The 17,124-nt window shown below is 38.8% G+C and carries 11 protein-coding genes; 6 read left to right on the forward strand and 5 right to left on the reverse strand.

What is annotated here, in order from left to right; translation table 11 throughout:
• Positions 1-17 precede the first annotated feature (17 nt).
• From ABJQ32_14250 to ABJQ32_14270, 5 genes are all read right to left on the reverse strand, one after another.
• A complete protein-coding gene (locus ABJQ32_14250) occupies positions 18-641 on the reverse strand; it encodes a hypothetical protein (protein ID MEP5290808.1) in 624 nt (207 codons plus the stop codon).
• Entirely contained in the window at positions 638-1,519 is an 882-nt protein-coding gene (locus tag ABJQ32_14255) for a DUF4097 family beta strand repeat-containing protein (protein ID MEP5290809.1), read from the reverse strand. The genes ABJQ32_14250 and ABJQ32_14255 overlap by 4 nt, the downstream gene beginning before the upstream one ends.
• The gene (locus ABJQ32_14260; GenBank protein MEP5290810.1) at positions 1,516-2,127 is read right to left on the reverse strand and encodes a hypothetical protein; all 612 of its coding nucleotides are present in this window, start codon (positions 2,125-2,127) and stop codon (positions 1,516-1,518) included. Before ABJQ32_14260 ends, ABJQ32_14255 begins: the two co-directional genes overlap by 4 nt.
• A gap of 2 nt (positions 2,128-2,129) precedes the next feature.
• Positions 2,130-2,660: an RNA polymerase sigma factor gene (locus ABJQ32_14265; GenBank protein ID MEP5290811.1), complete on the reverse strand. Its 531-nt coding sequence runs from the start codon at positions 2,658-2,660 to the stop codon at positions 2,130-2,132.
• A 126-nt stretch (positions 2,661-2,786) separates the two neighbouring features.
• Complete coding sequence (locus ABJQ32_14270) at positions 2,787-3,563, reverse strand: DUF6503 family protein (protein MEP5290812.1); 777 nt, start codon at positions 3,561-3,563, stop codon at positions 2,787-2,789.
• A 178-nt stretch (positions 3,564-3,741) separates the two neighbouring features.
• Between ABJQ32_14270 and ABJQ32_14275 the strand changes: the two genes are divergently transcribed.
• The 6 genes from ABJQ32_14275 to ABJQ32_14300 are packed head-to-tail and all read left to right on the forward strand — an operon-like array spanning position 3,742 to position 17,068.
• Positions 3,742-4,077 (forward strand): helix-turn-helix transcriptional regulator, encoded by a 336-nt coding sequence (locus ABJQ32_14275; protein ID MEP5290813.1) that lies wholly within the window; start codon positions 3,742-3,744, stop codon positions 4,075-4,077.
• A gap of 3 nt (positions 4,078-4,080) precedes the next feature.
• On the forward strand, positions 4,081-6,636 hold the full coding sequence (locus tag ABJQ32_14280; GenBank protein MEP5290814.1) for an ABC transporter permease: 2,556 nt from the start codon (positions 4,081-4,083) through the stop codon (positions 6,634-6,636).
• Complete coding sequence (locus ABJQ32_14285; protein ID MEP5290815.1) at positions 6,629-9,367, forward strand: ABC transporter permease; 2,739 nt, start codon at positions 6,629-6,631, stop codon at positions 9,365-9,367. Before ABJQ32_14280 ends, ABJQ32_14285 begins: the two co-directional genes overlap by 8 nt.
• Positions 9,360-11,936, forward strand: coding sequence for an FtsX-like permease family protein (locus ABJQ32_14290; protein MEP5290816.1), 2,577 nt, complete (start codon positions 9,360-9,362; stop codon positions 11,934-11,936). The genes ABJQ32_14285 and ABJQ32_14290 overlap by 8 nt, the downstream gene beginning before the upstream one ends.
• The gene (locus tag ABJQ32_14295; GenBank protein MEP5290817.1) at positions 11,929-14,511 is read left to right on the forward strand and encodes an FtsX-like permease family protein; all 2,583 of its coding nucleotides are present in this window, start codon (positions 11,929-11,931) and stop codon (positions 14,509-14,511) included. The genes ABJQ32_14290 and ABJQ32_14295 overlap by 8 nt, the downstream gene beginning before the upstream one ends.
• Entirely contained in the window at positions 14,504-17,068 is a 2,565-nt protein-coding gene (locus ABJQ32_14300; protein MEP5290818.1) for an FtsX-like permease family protein, read from the forward strand. The genes ABJQ32_14295 and ABJQ32_14300 overlap by 8 nt, the downstream gene beginning before the upstream one ends.
• Positions 17,069-17,124 lie beyond the last annotated feature (56 nt).

Consider the following 17,124-nt stretch of genomic DNA (forward strand, 5'->3'; position numbering starts at 1 on the left):
AGTATTTGTTTAGTTATTTAGAAGGCTATCCCCAGTTGAATGCTTGTGGTAAAATCAATGCCGGGAGTATTGTCCTCAAACGAGGATATAATATTTTCAATACCTATATCAACATCCAGATAGCCGTATTTCCATAGTCTCCTTTGGACACCTAACAGAATGTCTATTGATAACTGGCTATCGGCTTCATTCGGTCTGTGTTTGTAATTGGTTCTGGCGCTCAAATAATTAGCTGAGAAGTTATTTGCGCTTCTCCCACGAAGTATCCTCTGCTTCATATCAAAGTAGTACCTTATTCCTCCTCTGTACCTGAGTTCAGTAAATTCAATTTTATTGGCTTGCCCGCTGAATGCCACAATCCAGCTCCACTCAGGCTTGAACTTCCTCTCAAAGGAAATTCCAATGAGGTTGAGTTTTGCCGTATCGATCCCGGACATGAGATACAGAAGAGGACCAAAAAGGTCAAGTTTAACTAAAGTGGTTTCTTCACGCTCTGCCATCACAATTCCTCTATAGCTTTTTACCAACCTAGAGAATTTTACACTGTCCATTTGCTCCGTAGAAGATTCAATAGAAGTATCCTGAGCACACAGGGGTATTGTAATGAGAGCTAATATGATAAGTAGAGATAGTTTCTTCATTGCTGTTTAATCATAATGTCTCCAAAATCTGTTGACAATTCAATCAGTGGCTGGTTTTCATTCCCGGAGAGAATCTTCGTTTCACTTTTATCTGAATCAGCTTCCTGCATGCTATGGGGAACATCAAGAGAACCGTATTTTGATCTAATCTTCCACAGGTAGGATTTAAGGTTTCTAGTTTCAATAGTGATGTCTGATTTTTCCCCGTTGATTTCCAGATGCTTCATCTGGTACGGATTTTTGATTAATACATTGCCAAGGTTAGAGTTGATCTTTGATGTGCCTGTAAAAGAATCCAATGTAATCTCAACATGATCTGTGTCTAAGAATAATTTGCCCTTCAGGTTCGATCCTTTGAAGTCTCCATAGTTTCCCTTAATTATACATTCTCCATTAAAGTCATTAATTATGATGTCTCCATAATCATTTTTGATATCCATTTTACCTGTCAACTTTATCAGTTCGATTGAGCCAAATGAATTAGTAATGGAAAGATCCACTCCTTTTGGAATACGAACTTCCATTACAGTCTCTTGAATAGTGGAAAGCTCCTTGTTGCTAGGGAGTAGCAAATAATTCCGAATAACAACAGTTTTTTTGAACTCATCAATCGCATATTTTTGATATTCTAGTTCTCTTTCTGCTATGCTTTTCGTAAGACCTTTAGAGATTAGTTTCAGGCGAACCCGAATGTCATTCGATTCTGATTCTCCAACGAAAATTTTAGCCCCTTGACCTTGTAGGGAGACATCATATCCACTTCTTAATGGAATGGTTTTTTCAACCGTTTTGGTAATCACTTCTACCTGGGTTTGGGCAAAAGACTCTGTGTAGCCCAAGATCACGCAGAATAAGATGTATGCCTTAATCTTGTTCATGAATTTCTCAATTTTTTAAGCATGTTTTTGCCCACTTTTGTCTGATTCTTTTCTACCCGAATCAGATACTTCATTAGCTGAGGTTGGTTTTTCTTTTCCAGTTCTTGGACTAATTCCTCCTTGGCCTCATTAAGCTCTATATATGTCTCCAATAACCCCTTAAATTCTGGGTCATTACACGTTAGAGCCAATCTTCTGCAATTTGTCCGGATGTAATTCAAAATGGCATCTTCGCCCGTATCCAATGATTCAATTTCCAACGCCACATTGAAGTTTTCAAGTATCTCAGTAGAATGTACAAGCTCTGACTCTTCGCTATTTTCGTAAGAGCTAACAAATAAGAAAACACTGCACAAAAAGAGCACAATAGAAGCAGCCACCATCCATTTGGAATGAAAACTCTGCTTCTTTGGAAGAGAAACTTCTATTGGGAACCAGATGTCCGGAGCTTGTTTTTGTGGTAACTGTCCAACGGCCTTTTCAAGGGAATTTTTGTTGTCCTCAGTCTTGCTCAATTGAGATTCAATGTTTGACCAAACGTCTGGAGCTTCAACATTTGAAAACTCAGAAATTGCTCTTAGTAAATGTTCCTTGTTTTGCTCCTCCATTTTTAGTTCTCTTTTAGCATTTGTTGCAAGCGCTTCTTGGCATGGTACAGCTGAGATTTAGAGGTGCCATCACTTATTCCAAGCATCTTCCCAACCTCTTGATGAGAATATCCTTCTACTTCAATCAAAAGAAACACACTCCTATAGCCATCCGATAGCTGAGCTATTGCTTTCTCTAAAATCTCTCCGTTTAGACTTTCTGGCCATATAATAGGTTCACTGTTTACTTGATCAACAGGAATTACCTCTAGTCTTGATTTTCTTCTTAAGAAAGCTATTCCGGTACGAACGACAATACTTTTGATCCAAGCGCCTAATGTCGATTGATGTTTGTAAGAGTTTAGTGCTTTGAAAACAGACACAAAAGTCTCTTGCAAAGCATCTGCTGCCTCTTCTTCATCATTCAACATACGGCATAGTATGGTGTACATAGCATCTTTATACTTTAAGAAAAGTTCTCTCTGAGCCATTCGATCATCATCGAGGCATCTTTCAATTAATTTTCGTTCTATCTCCGTTGGCAACTGAGTCACTTAAAAGCGCTTTTGAATTAAAGTAGAGAAAACCTCTTGATTGGTTGTATGTGGATGAAAAAAAATAAAAAATAAAAAAAGGGAACATTAAATGTTCCCTTTGAAATCTTGACTGGTTTTAGCTGTCTACTTTGGAGCCACCTGCGCTCCTTCAGGCATTGCAAACAAACTCTCATCCGGTGCATCAGCTGTGATTTGAATGTTTTCAAACGGAGTTGCTTCTCCTCTTGCCTCACCAACCGATTCACCATCATATTGAAACCATTGTAGCGAGGTTGGAAGCACTACACCGTTAAATTCTTGCCAAGTCCCATACTTGATAAGGCTGAACTTATCACTAGGCTCACCACTTCTATACGTTACGGTGTACATCAACCATTCCATTTTGCCTGTTTCAGGATCATACCAAACGATGTAATTATCATCAGGGGCATCACCTACTCCTGCATTGTAGGATACTTTGATACCACTGTAGGTCTTGCCATCCAATTCCTTAGGCTCTACATCTTCATAGTTAGCTCCGGGATCTCCTACTACAAATGGCATAGCATAAAAATAGAAATACAAGTTATGATAAAATCGAGCTCTGCTTGCATCCACAGAATCAGGAGTTACCCATACATCCTGCCCATCAAAACCAATTGTCTGGTTTGGAGATTCAAGTCTGATCTTTCTATTCTGAAGGTTAGTAATAGTAGACTCTTCTCCTTTTTTATAAGAGAGTGATTTCATAGTAGACCATTGCTCATGGCCACCATGTGCGTCAAATACTTTGGTTAGTGACTCTGAGTGATGCGCTGGCTTTTGATAAACAGGAACTGTTTCTTCGGCAGTCTCTTTTTCTTGAGCAGGTTGGCAAGAGAATGCTAACGCTCCTATTGCTAAAAAGGTAAGGTTTTTCATTTTCATAACCGCGAAGATATTATTCACTCAGGACCTAACCTCTTTTGAGGTATTAAAAACTCCCCAAACGTATTGAAGCTAACATTTTTAAAAATAGTTGTACTCAATTGAGACATTAAAACTACAATTAAGGTATAAGATATTTATTATTACTACATTTGAGGTAAATATCAATACAATGGGAAAACATCAATTAGGAGAATTTGAAGAAGTGGTGATGCTGACAGTCGCCATTCTCACCGATGACGCTTATGGATTTGCCATCATTGAAGAGATGGAACAGCGGCTCAACAGAAAGGTGAGCATTGGAGCGCTTCAAACTGTTCTCCGTAGACTAGAGAAAAAAGGCTACCTATCTTCAGAAATGGGAGAAGCTACTGCCGTTCGAGGTGGTAAACGTAAACGTTTCTTTCACTTAACCTCAGCGGGTAAAAACATCCTGCAAGAAACCAAAGAACAGCGACTCGGACTATGGAATGCTGTTCCTGAATTCGTAGTGAAATTCAGTCATTAAAAGATGAGTAAAACTCCTCCAAAATATTGGCTAAAGTTCTTTCGATGGTTCTGTAACCCGGACTATGTGGAAGACATAGAAGGGGATTTGTTGGAACGATTTGAAAAAAGACCATCCAGATGGCTTTTTGCCATTGAGGTATTGAAACTTCTAAAACCAGAAATAATAAGGCCCGCTGGAGGTGGTCAAAAACTTAACTATTACGGCATGTTTAAACATAATCTTCTTATCACATTTAGGAGCTTCAAAAGATACAAAAGCTCATTTTTCATCAATCTGATTGGATTATCAACTGGTCTGGCATGCACACTATTGATTTACTTATGGGTAAATGATGAACTAAGCATCGATAAATTCCATGAAACAGATTTACGTCTTTTTAGCGTGATGGGAAATTTCAAAAGCTCTGAAGGAATCAACACCTGGAATGGAATGCCTCCACCTCTGTCAAAGGCTCTAAAAGAAGAATTCCCTGAAATCGATAAGGCAGTAAGTACCACTGATCCAAAGTGGCATATTGTTTTCAATCTTTCAACTGAAATTAAAAAATTGAAAGCGGTAGGTAAATATGCATCAGAGGATTACTTCCATTTGTTTTCTTATGAGCTCCTCAAAGGAAATCAAAATCAAATCTTATCCGACCCAAATTCGATTACCATCTCAAGTCAATTAGCTAAGCGACTTTTTAAAACCGAGGATGATGCCATTGGAAAAACAATTGAATGGGCTACCCCTTCTCAGAACGGTGCTTCAATAATCACTGGTATTTTCAAAGCACCTCCTCGCAATTCTACAGATCAATTCGACTTCTTACTTCCTTTTGAGATTTATCAGAAAGAACAGCATGCTAATTGGTACGCTCCAATCTCAGTCGCTTATGTCTTGCTAAAAAAAGAAGCAAACGTTCAGGCAGTGAATCAACGAATTTCCGATTTCATGCAATCTAAGGTAGCAGACTCCAAGATTAATTTGTTTTTAAAGCCTTATTCGGAAAGCTATCTCTATGGCAATTATGAAAATGGCGTCTTATCCGGTGGCAGAATACAGTATGTAAAACTCTTCTCAATCATTGCCTTATTCATTCTCATCATTGCCTGCATCAATTTTATGAACCTTTCTACGGCGAGAGCTTCAAGAAGAATAAAGGAGCTTGGAGTAAAAAAAGCCTCTGGCGCCAGTCGTGGAAATCTAATTGTCCAGTACTTAAGTGAATCGATTTTAATGACTCTGGTTTCTTTGATTGTGGCAGGGCTTATTGTTTTCATTCTAATGCCTCAGTTCAATTCGATTACCGATAAGCAGCTTGTTGTTTCATTTGATTTTAATCTTATAATATCAGCGTTGATAGTCGCCTTAGCTGCCGGCTTAATTTCAGGAAGCTACCCTGCTTTCTATCTATCTGGATTCAATCCAATAATGGTTCTCAAGGGAAACTTCAAAAGCTCTGTTGGTGAGACCTTGCTAAGGAAAGGGCTTGTGATTTTCCAGTTTTCTATTTCTATTATTTTAATAGTTTCCGTGATTGTGGTCTTAAAACAAATCGAGTTTGTTCAAAATAAGAATCTCGGTTATAACAAAGAAAACGTACTGCTTTTTGAAAGTAATGGGAAGATTTCAGAAAGTTTTGACACGTTCATTAATGAAATGAAAAAAGTCCCGGGTGTAGAAAATGCTTCCGGAATGACCAACGGAATGTTTCTTGCTCCAGGTGGAGAACTTGAATGGAACGGTACAGAAACGAGTTCAAGTTTTAGTCGGTTCATCGTCCATTATGATTTTATAGAAACATTGGGGCTCACCGTAAAAGAAGGGCGCAGCTTTTCTAGAGAATACACGGGGGATGCTAATATCATGATCAATGAATCAGCTGCAAGACTCATGAATCTGGAAGATCCAATCGGTGCAACTTTGAAATTTTGGGGAAATGACGTAAAGATCATTGGAATAGTAGAAGATTTTCATTTTCAATCATTGCATGAAAATATAGGTCCGCTTTTCTTTCATCTGGCACCTACACAGTACCTATCGAGCATCGTGATACGACTTAAGCCAGGAGATCAACAATATGCCATCTCACAATTAGAGGATTTTTACAGTGAATTCAATCCCGGTTATGAACTAAACTATCGATTCCTGGAGAGTGAATATCAGTACCTCTATGAATCAGAAAACAAGGTAAGTGAACTTTCAAAATATTTTGCTGGCATAGCTATCCTGATCTCTTGTCTAGGTCTCTTTGGCCTAGCTTCCTTTACTGCAGAAAAAAGGATAAAAGAAATTGGCATTCGGAAGATATTGGGATCAAGTGTCTTCCAAATTGTAAAAATGCTATCTGGGGATTTTACTCGAATGGTTCTAATCGCCATTATTATCGCCCTTCCAATCAGTTATTTTATCGCAAGGAACTGGCTTCAAGGTTTTGCATTCAGCATTGAGCTTGAATGGTGGTTTTTCATAGGCGCTGGATCTGTGGCACTTCTAATTTCATGGATTACAGTTGGATATCAAACGCTTAAAGCTGCTAAGACCAACCCAGCTAATACATTGAAATATGAATAAGACACCTCCAAAATATCCCCTTCGCTTCTTTCGCTGGTTCTGTCATCCGGACTATGTGGAAGACATAGAAGGCGACCTATTAGAGCGATTTGAAAAAAGGACTAATGAAAAAAGGGCAGCCAAATGGCTGTTCACTATGGACGTGCTTAGGCTTTTCCGTCCAGGCATCATCCGAAATTTTGAAGGGGCTAAAAAACTCAACTACTACGATATGTTTAAAAACAATTTAAAAATCGCTTGGAGAAATGCGATTCGCCAAAAACAATTTACTCTACTAAATGTACTTGGGCTCACCATTGGTATAGCTACTAGTGTTGTGATAGGCCTCTATGTCTATGACGAAACCACGTATGATCAATTTCATGCAAATGGTGATCGCATCTACCGAGTCAATCAACCAAATATCTGGTTAGATTGGACTGAGCAAATCTCCACCACCGGACCAAATGTAGCCACAGCATTGAGAGAGGAAGTCCCTGAGTTTGAACAAATAACACGCGTGCTAAGTCTTGGCGCTCAAACGGTGAGCTCAGCCTCCAGAAACGTAAATGCAACCGTGTTTAAGGAATTGCAATTTTATGCCGCCGAGGAAAATTTCTTCGAAGTATTCTCATTTGAATTTCTTGAAGGAGATGCAAAAACTGCACTCAATGAGCCAATGAGCATGATCCTTACCTATGAAACTGCAAAAAAATACTTCGGTGAAGATTACTCACCATCCGAAGCTATTGGCAAATCGATAGAAGTAAAAGACTGGGACAATTCCTGGGCAACTTATGTAGTCAGCGGAATTTTAGCGGACGTTCCAATCAAGTCACACCTACAATTTGATATGCTTGTCTCCCTCAGCAGCTTTCCTGAAATGATGCAGGCCCACGGTTGGAAATGGATTTGGAATGCATTTGCTACCTATGGACTTGTCGTTGAGAACACTGACATTCCCTCACTCATTAGCAAACTTCAAGCAATCCCACCAAAATGGGCAGCACCTACCACAGAGCGGATTTTCAATCAGACGGTCGAAGAATTTACCGGGGGTCTCCCATGGAGATTGGATCTTCAGCCCTTGAGCGAAATCTATGTATCTGGATCTCCTACAAATTCCTTCGGCCCTACGGGCAATCCAGCATTCATTAAAATATTTGGTGCTATTGGATTACTTGTTCTCATCTTGTCTGTCATCAATTTCATGAACCTCTCAACTGCCAGATCTTCCAACCGTGCAAAAGAAGTTGGGGTAAGAAAAGTGCTGGGGTCGGAAAGAAAGGCCTTGTTGTATCAGTTCATTTTTGAATCTGTATTTTTTGCTTCAATAAGTACCTTATTGGCCATTTTAACCGTCTATTTTTCCCTTGATGCATTCAATGCACTGGCCGACAAAAACATTGAATTAACAGGGCATTTGAATAATCCATTTTTCTATGGGATTATTATTGGATTTGTGCTGATCATCGGAATTTTTGCAGGAAGTTATCCCGCCTTCTATCTCTCTTCATTCAAACCTATAGAAACGTTAAAAGGAAAAATCAGTGCAGGATTCAAGGGTAAAGGAATTAGAAATGGACTGGTTATTTTCCAGTTTACCATTTCAATTGCACTGATCGTATGTACATTTTTCGTGCAGAAACAATTGGCTTATGCTTCTTCCATGGATGTGGGATTTGCAAAAGATAACGTCCTACAAATACACAACATCGAACAAATGGGGTTTGATACAGAAAAGCTGAAAGCACGATTGGAAACAAATCCTGCTTTTACGAAAGTAGGAAAATCCTTTGGGCTTCCTCCTCGGGTATCTTCAGGAGACAGGTACAAGACTCCAGGTGCTGAAAGTGAAGTGTTCCAATTGAGAAACCTCCGTACTGAAGAAGACTATCTTGATCTGCTCGGCTTGGAATTTCTTGCAGGTAGAAATTTCGATCCATCCCGTCCAAATGACAAATACAAGGTGGTTCTCAATGCTGAAGCAATTCGCCTATTAGGTTGGGGATCGGTGGAATCTTTTGCCAGTGATTCCCTTGTCGGCAAAAAACTAGCTCTTGCATCAGGAGACGAAGATGAGTTTGAGGTCATCGGAGTAGTGAAAGACTTCAATTTTAACAGTGTGAAACAGGAAATTCTACCTCTGGTGATTATCCATCATTTGAATGATAAAGTATGGGATTATGGCAGAGGTCTATCTTATTATTCCATGAGGATGAATCCTGAAAAAATTAGAAATGGTGAGGATCTTGACCTGCTCATTGAAAATGTGCGAGATGAACTGACACAGGTGGATCCATCAGTCCCTTTTGAGTACAGTTTCATGGATCAGGATTTTGAAAATACATTCCGTTCTGAGCAACGTATGGGCCAGATATTAAACCTCTTCACCTTCATGGCTCTGGTTATTGCTTGCTTGGGCTTATTTGGACTTGCTGCTTTCTCAGCAGAACAGCGGACAAAAGAACTGGGAATAAGAAAAGTATTGGGTGCCAGAGTTTCTGAGCTTGTCATTACATTTTCCACAGAATTTACCAAACTCATCCTGATTGCCATTCTTATTGCTTCACCTATTGCTTACTTTCTTGTAGATAGCTGGTTGGGAAATTTCGCTTATAGAACACCAATTGATCTTTGGGTTTTTGCGGTAGCGACAATGGCTGCATTAGTGATAGCGATAGTAACCATTAGCTTTCAATCGCTTAAGGTAGCAAACAAAAATCCTGCAGAGACACTAACGAATGAATAGAACGCCTCCTAAATATCCCTTGCGATTCTTCCGCTGGTTCTGCGATCCAGACTATGTGGAAGATATTGAAGGTGATCTTTTGGAACGTTTTGAAAAACGACCTTCTACACTTCGATTCGGAATTGAGGTGTTAAAACTCTTTCGGCCAGGCATCATTCGAAAATTAGAAGGAACTAGAAAACTCAATTACTACGATATGCTAAAACATGATTTAAAAATCGCCTTTAGAAATCTGAAAAGACAAAAAAGTATTTCATTTATCAATATTAGTGGCTTGGTTTTAGGCTTGCTAGTCACGCTCATGATTGGGCTGTGGGTGGAAGACGAATTGTCATGGGATAAAGACAATGAAAACTATGACCGAGTAGTTAGGGTCATGCAAAAAAGAGTCTTCAATGAAGATCTTGCAGTAACACGTGCAGTGCCTCATCCACTAGCAACAACGCTTAGCAAAACGTACGATGATGTTTTTGATCATGTCGTGCTCTCTTCTTTTTATTATGATGTTCTCATAACCCAAGGAGAAGATGCAGTAAACATGACTGGAGTTCTTATGCAATCAGCAGCACCTCATGTAATGTCGCTCGAAATGATTAGCGGATCCAGAAATGGGCTCAAAGAAGAAGCGGCTATACTTCTTTCGAAAAGCTCCGCCCTTGCGCTTTTTGGGGATAGTGATCCGATGAATCAAATGGTAAATATGAATGATTTAGGCATGATTGTCCGTGGCGTATATGAAGATATACCACGTACTAGTCGTTTCAACGGAATAGGTTTCATAGCATCTTTGGATTTTTATCTGACAAATAATGACTGGATGAGAGAAAAAGCAGAACAAGCTGATTGGGATTCCAACATATATCAAATATTTGCTACGACCGCTGAGAATGTCGCAATTGAGACCACTAATGAAAAAATACAAACCCTGATTAATGATCATTTACCAGATGGCAAAAAAAATGAAAAAAATACGGTGTTTCTACATCCAATGAAAGACTGGCACCTAAAATCTTCATGGAATAATGGTGTTCAATCAGGGGGTGGTATCCAATATGTTCGCTGGTTCAGCTTGATAGGTTTGCTGGTATTGTTTCTAGCCTGTATCAATTTCATGAATTTAAGTACTGCACAATCTATCCGAAGAGCCAAAGAAGTGGGAATAAGAAAATCACTTGGATCTGTTCGCAATCAGCTGGTTGCTCAGTTTATGACTGAGTCTACGCTATTGGTATTCCTCTCATTCTTAGTCGTGACTGGAATCTCCTATCTCATTACTCCTTATTTTAATCACCTAACTGATAAGCAAATAAGCGTTCCGTTAGACACCTGGCAATACTGGGGTTATGGATTAGGTACTGTATTAGTTGTGGGTATTTTATCAGGCAGCTATCCTGCCCTTTACCTTTCTTCGTTCAGGCCCATTCACGTATTAAAAGGAACTTATCAGAGTCATTTATCCGCTAGCATTTTTAGAAAAGCCATGGTTGTTTTTCAGTTTACCATTTCCATCGCTCTGATCATTGGAACCATGGTCATTACACGGCAGATCGAACATGCAGTTAACAGACCGTTAGGATATGATGGTGAAGGCACTATTTCGATTGCGGGGAACTCTACTAAGCTTCTTGAAGATGAGCTCATGCGATCAGGAGCAATTGTTCACCTTGCAGAATCTTCTAACCCACTTACTGAGACCTGGATGATGAACAATGACTTTTCCTGGGTAGGCAAGGATCCTACCTATACACCTATGGTTAATACCATCTATGTTACTCATGATTTTGGGAAGACGATCAACTGGGAAACTGTAGAAGGAAGAGATTTTGATCAGGCTTTTTCTTCGGATTCAAGTGCGGTGATACTCAATGAAACGGCCGCTCGAACCATGGGTATAGAAAACCCAGTTGGGATGGATATTAAGTGGCAAGGAAACACCTACAAAGTCATTGGTATGGTGAAAGATCTTCTCCTTGACTCTCCTTTTAAAAACAATAAACCTACCTTTTATTTTTTTATCCTAGAACATTTTAGAAGCTTTACTCTGATAAGACTAAATGATCAGCTTGCAAAAGTAGAAGCGATCAATAGGGTAGCTGAAGTCTATGAAAAAGTACATCCCAATGTTCCTTTTGAGTTTGAATTTATACGTGACGAACATGAACGTAAGTTTCGATCCATTAACAGAATAAGTTCACTCTCTGGTATTTTCTCCTCATTTGCTATCATTATCAGCTGCCTTGGGCTTTTTGGTTTGGCTTCTTTCCTGGTAGAACAGCGGACCAAGGAGATCGGTATACGGAAAGTACTGGGAGCATCCGTACTTACCCTATGGCGATTAGTGTCAAAAGAGTTTGTTTTGCTAGTTCTCCTATCTAGTCTTATTGCTATTCCAATTTCCATTATTGCTCTGGGCAACTGGCTGGAAAGCTACGAGTACCGAATTGGGTTGGAATGGTGGGTTTTTGTATTAGCAGCTATGGGTGCTTTGGTATTGACTATCACAACAGTAAGTCTTAAATCTGTTGGGGTTGCTAAACTCAATCCGGCAAAGACACTAAAGGATGAATAAAACACCTCCTAAATATCCCTTACGATTCTTCCGCTGGTTCTGCCACCCAGACTATGTGGAAGATATTGAAGGTGATCTGCTGGAGCGATTCGAAAAAAGACCATCAAGATGGCTTTTTACGCTCGACGTATTAAGACTGTTTCGGCCCGAAATAATTAAACCTGTCAGTGGAATGCAAAAACTCAACAATTACGGTATGCTAAAGCATCACCTTAAAATCAGTTATAGGAATCTACTCAGAAGAAAATCATTCACACTAATAAATATTGGTGGACTTGTAATGGGTTTGACTATTACCATTCTCATTAGTCTTTGGATAAACTATGAGTTTTCGTTTGATCGACAAAACGATCATTATAATCGTATAGCTCGAGTCATGTTACATCAAAGCGTCAATGAAGAAGTACAGACAAAAGGCACTATCCCTTTTCCGCTCTCCATTGAACTGGAAAAACAATATGCTGATGATTTTGAACATGTTGTACTATCAACTTGGTCAGGTGATTTTACCTTATCGAGCAATGAGGTAGAGGTCACTACTCGCGGTGCATTTATGGGTGAAAGTGCCCCGAATCTCATGTCTTTAAATATGTTATATGGAAATCGAAATAGCCTATCAGAAGCAAGTAGTGCATTGATCTCAGCGTCTACCGCTAAGTCCTTATTCGGTGGTGAAGATCCTATCGGAAAAACCATCACTACTCATCAAAATTGGAGCATGACCGTAACAGGAATTTTTGAAGATATTCCTTCAAATAGTCGCTTTCATCGAATCAATTTTATTGGTAGTTGGAGTGTTTATGAAGCTTCGATTCAATGGATCAACAAAATGAGTTGGAATGGTGCTTCTTTTCACTTGTTTGTACAATTAAGAGAAGGAGTAAATATGGATGTCGTCAGTGAGAAAATATCTCCTATAGTTCAGGACCATTTAACTCCCGAAAGGAAGCAGTACAATACAAAAATATTTCTTCACCCTATGAAAGACTGGCATTTGAGATCAAATTGGAAAAATGGAATAAGGACAGGAGGTGAAATCCAGTATATCTGGTGGTTTGGGATCATTGGTGGTTTTGTACTGCTTTTGGCTTGTGTCAACTACATGAATCTAAGCACTGCTCAGTCCATCAAGAGAGCTAAAGAAGTAGGAATTCGAAAATCTATAGGAACTAATCGTGTACAACTAATTACCCAATTTCTAACTGAATCCGTATTCATTGTATTTATTGCCTTCCTCATTGCTTCTCTAGCAACTTTTTTCGCATTGCCTTACTTCAATTTATTGACAAGTAAAGATATTATCATGCCATTAAGCTCACCTTACTTTTGGGCGTTTGGGCTAGGATTCGCTGTACTTGTGGGCCTTCTATCCGGCAGTTATCCTGCACTTTACCTGTCATCTTTCAATGCTACTCAAGTATTAAAGGGAACTTACCAAAACACGCTTTCAGCTGTTTTATTTAGGAAATTTCTAGTGGTTTTTCAATTCACAATTGCGATGATTTTAATCATCGGAACGCTTATTATAGCCCAGCAAATCAATTATGCGGGTAAAAGACTACTTGGTTATAATCAAAGTGGCATCATCTCGATTCAAATGAAGACTGGAGATCACTGGAACAAGAATGAAGTAATTAAAAATGAGTTATTGTCTTCAGGGTTGATTTCCCACTTCACGCAAACATCAGCCTCGCTAACTGAAGTGTGGACTGAATATGGTGATATTAGCTGGAAAGGCAAAGATCCCAATTTTCAATCTTGGTTTTGTGCATTCTTTGTCAATCATAATTATGGAGAAACAATTAGTTGGAAAATTATTGATGGTAGAGACTTTTCTACAGAAATGAGCAGCGATTCCTCAACCATAATCATTAATGAAGCTGCTGCTAACTATATGCAATTAAATGACCCAGTAGGCAAAATCGTCAAATGGAATAAAAATTTCAAAATTATTGGTGTAGTTAAAAATCTATTAGTGGAGAGTCCATTTAGCGAAGTGAGGCCTACTGTGTACGTAGTTAATCGAGGCGACATGGCAAATCATCAATTATTAAAACTCAATCCTAAGGTTCCTACACTTAAAGCAATTGAGGGCATTGAAGATATTTATAAGCAACATGTATCAAAAGTGCCTTTCACATTTGAGTTCGTAAGTGATGTTCATGAAGAAAAATTTAAATCAATCAATCGAATTGGGATGCTATCTACAGTTTTCGCTGTATTGGCCATATTTATAAGTGGCCTTGGCTTGTTTGGGCTGGCAGCTTATATAGTGGAACAACGAACAAAGGAAATAGGCATTAGAAAGGTATTAGGAGCATCAATTTTTAGTTTATGGAAGCTCCTGTCTAGCGAGTTTGTATTACTTGTGCTAATCGCCTGCTTTATTGCACTACCATTCGCTTATTACTTTCTAAGTGACTGGCTTGAAGATTATGAGTATCGAATTCAAATTCAGGAATGGTTATTAGTAGCCTCTTGTTTAGGAGCACTTTTCATCACCTTACTCACCGTAAGTGCTAAATCAGTCAAAGCAGCATTTGCAAATCCGGTAGAGTCACTGAGAAATGAATAAAACACCTCCAAAATATTGGCTAAAGTTTTTCCGCTGGTTCTGTAATCCAGACTATGCGGAAGATATTGAAGGTGATCTATTGGAACGATTTGAAAGAAGGCCTTCAAGATGGCTTTTTACGCTCGATGTACTGAGGCTGTTTCGGCCAGGGATTATCCGACAATTAGAAGGGACTAAACGATTAAATTATTACGGTATGTTTAAACATAATCTACTTATCACATTTAGAGGATTCAAAAGACACAAGACCGTCTTTACAATTAATCTTGTTGGCCTTGTAGCTAGCTTAACCTGCATTTTATTCAGCGCAATCTGGATCAATGATGAACTTCAAAAAGATCGGTTTCATGATGGCTCAGATAAATTATTCCAAGTTTATTCCAAATTCAACAATACAGATGGAATAAATGTATGGCGTGGTGTGTCGGGTTTACTTGAGACAGAAATTGAAGCTCAAATTCCACAAGTAAGCCATTCAGCAGTCTCAACAGATGTCCATGAATATACTTTAAGTGTAGAAAATCAAGGATTTAAGGTTGGCGGTAGATTTGGTGATAAGGACTTTCTGAAAGTATTTAACTACCCATTGTGGAAAGGCGATAAAGAGGCGCTAGCAGATCCTTCAAATATTTTGATCACAAGATCTTTGGCAAAACGAATGTTTGGGGAAGAAGATGTCATTGGGGAATCTATCAAATGGTATTTTTGGAATACTGAAAAAACGTTCCGTATTGCAGGCATCCTAGAAGATATCACTTCGGCCACTTCTGAGCAATTCAATTTCATTTTGCCCTGGTCATTTTATCATGACGAACTAATCAATTTCAAGGGATGGGGTAATTACTATGGAAGAGCTGTGGTGAAGCTAACTGACCTTTCACAGAAAGAGCTGATAGAAGAAAAAATCAACGAGATTTTTAAAAGTAACACTGAAAATGAACAAGTCGAATTATTTCTTACAAGTTATTCTGACCAATATCTTTATGGAAACTATGAGAATGGCGAACAGGCCGGAGGAAGAATTGAATATGTGCATTTAACCATTATTGTTGCTGTCTTTATCCTTTTAATTGCTTGTATCAACTTCATCAATCTATCTACAGCTTTTGCTTCGCTTAAAGTCAAAGAAATTGGTGTCAAAAAAACCTTTGGTGCAACAAAAGGCGTATTGGCATTTCAATTTTTTCTTGAATCAGTAATACTAAGCACAATAGCTATTTCAATCGCCATTCTATTGGTTGCCATTTTGTTAGATCCATTCAATCAATTGACTGGTAAGCAATTAGATTTCAGTTTTGATCTAAGATTTGTTGGGTTCGTTTTCTTGTTTGTTCCATCTATTGGTTTAATCGCGGGATTGTACCCAGCAGTCTATTTGTCTGGAATGGAGGTTATTTCAGCACTAAAAGCTAAAACGTTTACTCGCCAGCTAGGTGGAATATGGAGTAGGAAAATTCTTGTTTTTGTCCAATTCTCACTTTCCATTATTCTGATCGTAGGCACATTAGTTGTTAGCCAACAAATGGATTATGCCTTAAACAAAAACTTAGGATATGACCGTGATAATTTACTCTATTTATTAAGAGAGGGTCGTCTTTTACAAGACGGTAATGCTTTTACCACAGAACTTGAAAGTATTCCAGGCGTTTTATTGGTTTCTGAAAGTGGCTTTTCGGTTGGTCCAGATATGCAAAACAGAACTGCTGGTATTAGCTGGGAAGGTAAACCCGAAGATCAACAAGTACAATTTTGGGAAAACAACGGGGATGCTAAGTCAATAGATATTTTGGGATTAGAGTTGATAGCAGGAAGATCATTCAGTGAACAACTGAGTAACGAAGAGAATAGCATCATATTCACCGAAACTGCTATCAAAATTATGGGTCTAGAAGACCCTATTGGTAAAATAGTAGAACATTACTCGGGAAAGAAAGAAATCATTGGTGTTGTTAAAGACTTTACCACAGAATCTATTCACAATCCTATGGAGCCCGCCATGTTCATGTATCGACCAGAAAGAGCTCACTATGTCATGGCAAAAATTGAAAAGGGAAAAGAGCTTCAAGCAATAGAAAAGATAGAATCTCTTTACCAAAAGTTTAATCCCAACTACCCGTATGAGCCCAGATTCGTAGATCAAGATTATCAAGCTATGTATGATTCTGAGATGCGGGTTTCAAGTCTTTCTAAACTCTTTTCTGGATTGGCTATTTTAATTTCATGTATGGGGCTATTTGGGCTCACCATTTTTCAAGTTAAGCAAAAAGTAAAAGAGGTGGGAATAAAAAAGGTACTTGGATGCAGCAGCTGGAATCTCACACTAGCCATGACCTATGACTTTACTAAATCCGTGTTCATGGCACTGCTTGTTGCTATCCCTGCAAGTTATTTCTTAGGAAGAAAATGGCTTGAAAACTTTGCGGATAGCATTGAAATCAGTTGGTGGATGCTGGCGCTCGCTGGAATCATTGCGATCTCTATTGCTTTGATTACTGTGGGCTCTCAAACATTGAAGGCAGCAAATGCCAATCCTATAGATGCACTAAGGGATGATTAGATAGCGTACAACACTTCAATTAGGAAACAACCTGAACAAGTTCTCGTTGACATTAG

Origin of the sequence: Marinobacter alexandrii, assembly GCA_039984955.1 — a bacterium.
Classification (GTDB): domain Bacteria; phylum Bacteroidota; class Bacteroidia; order Cytophagales; family Cyclobacteriaceae; genus Ekhidna.

What these genes read in the sequence shown, in the direction of transcription:
- ABJQ32_14250 (MEP5290808.1), bottom strand. Translation starts at nt 641, where the DNA reads ATGAAGAAACTATCTCTACTTATCATATTAGCTCTCATTACAATACCC.
- ABJQ32_14255 (MEP5290809.1), bottom strand. Translation starts at nt 1,519, where the DNA reads ATGAACAAGATTAAGGCATACATCTTATTCTGCGTGATCTTGGGCTAC.
- ABJQ32_14260 (MEP5290810.1), bottom strand. Translation starts at nt 2,127, where the DNA reads ATGGAGGAGCAAAACAAGGAACATTTACTAAGAGCAATTTCTGAGTTT.
- ABJQ32_14270 (MEP5290812.1), bottom strand. Translation starts at nt 3,563, where the DNA reads ATGAAAAACCTTACCTTTTTAGCAATAGGAGCGTTAGCATTCTCTTGC.
- ABJQ32_14275 (MEP5290813.1), top strand. Translation starts at nt 3,742, where the DNA reads ATGGGAAAACATCAATTAGGAGAATTTGAAGAAGTGGTGATGCTGACA.
- ABJQ32_14280 (MEP5290814.1), top strand. Translation starts at nt 4,081, where the DNA reads ATGAGTAAAACTCCTCCAAAATATTGGCTAAAGTTCTTTCGATGGTTC.
- ABJQ32_14285 (MEP5290815.1), top strand. Translation starts at nt 6,629, where the DNA reads ATGAATAAGACACCTCCAAAATATCCCCTTCGCTTCTTTCGCTGGTTC.
- ABJQ32_14290 (MEP5290816.1), top strand. Translation starts at nt 9,360, where the DNA reads ATGAATAGAACGCCTCCTAAATATCCCTTGCGATTCTTCCGCTGGTTC.
- ABJQ32_14295 (MEP5290817.1), top strand. Translation starts at nt 11,929, where the DNA reads ATGAATAAAACACCTCCTAAATATCCCTTACGATTCTTCCGCTGGTTC.
- ABJQ32_14300 (MEP5290818.1), top strand. Translation starts at nt 14,504, where the DNA reads ATGAATAAAACACCTCCAAAATATTGGCTAAAGTTTTTCCGCTGGTTC.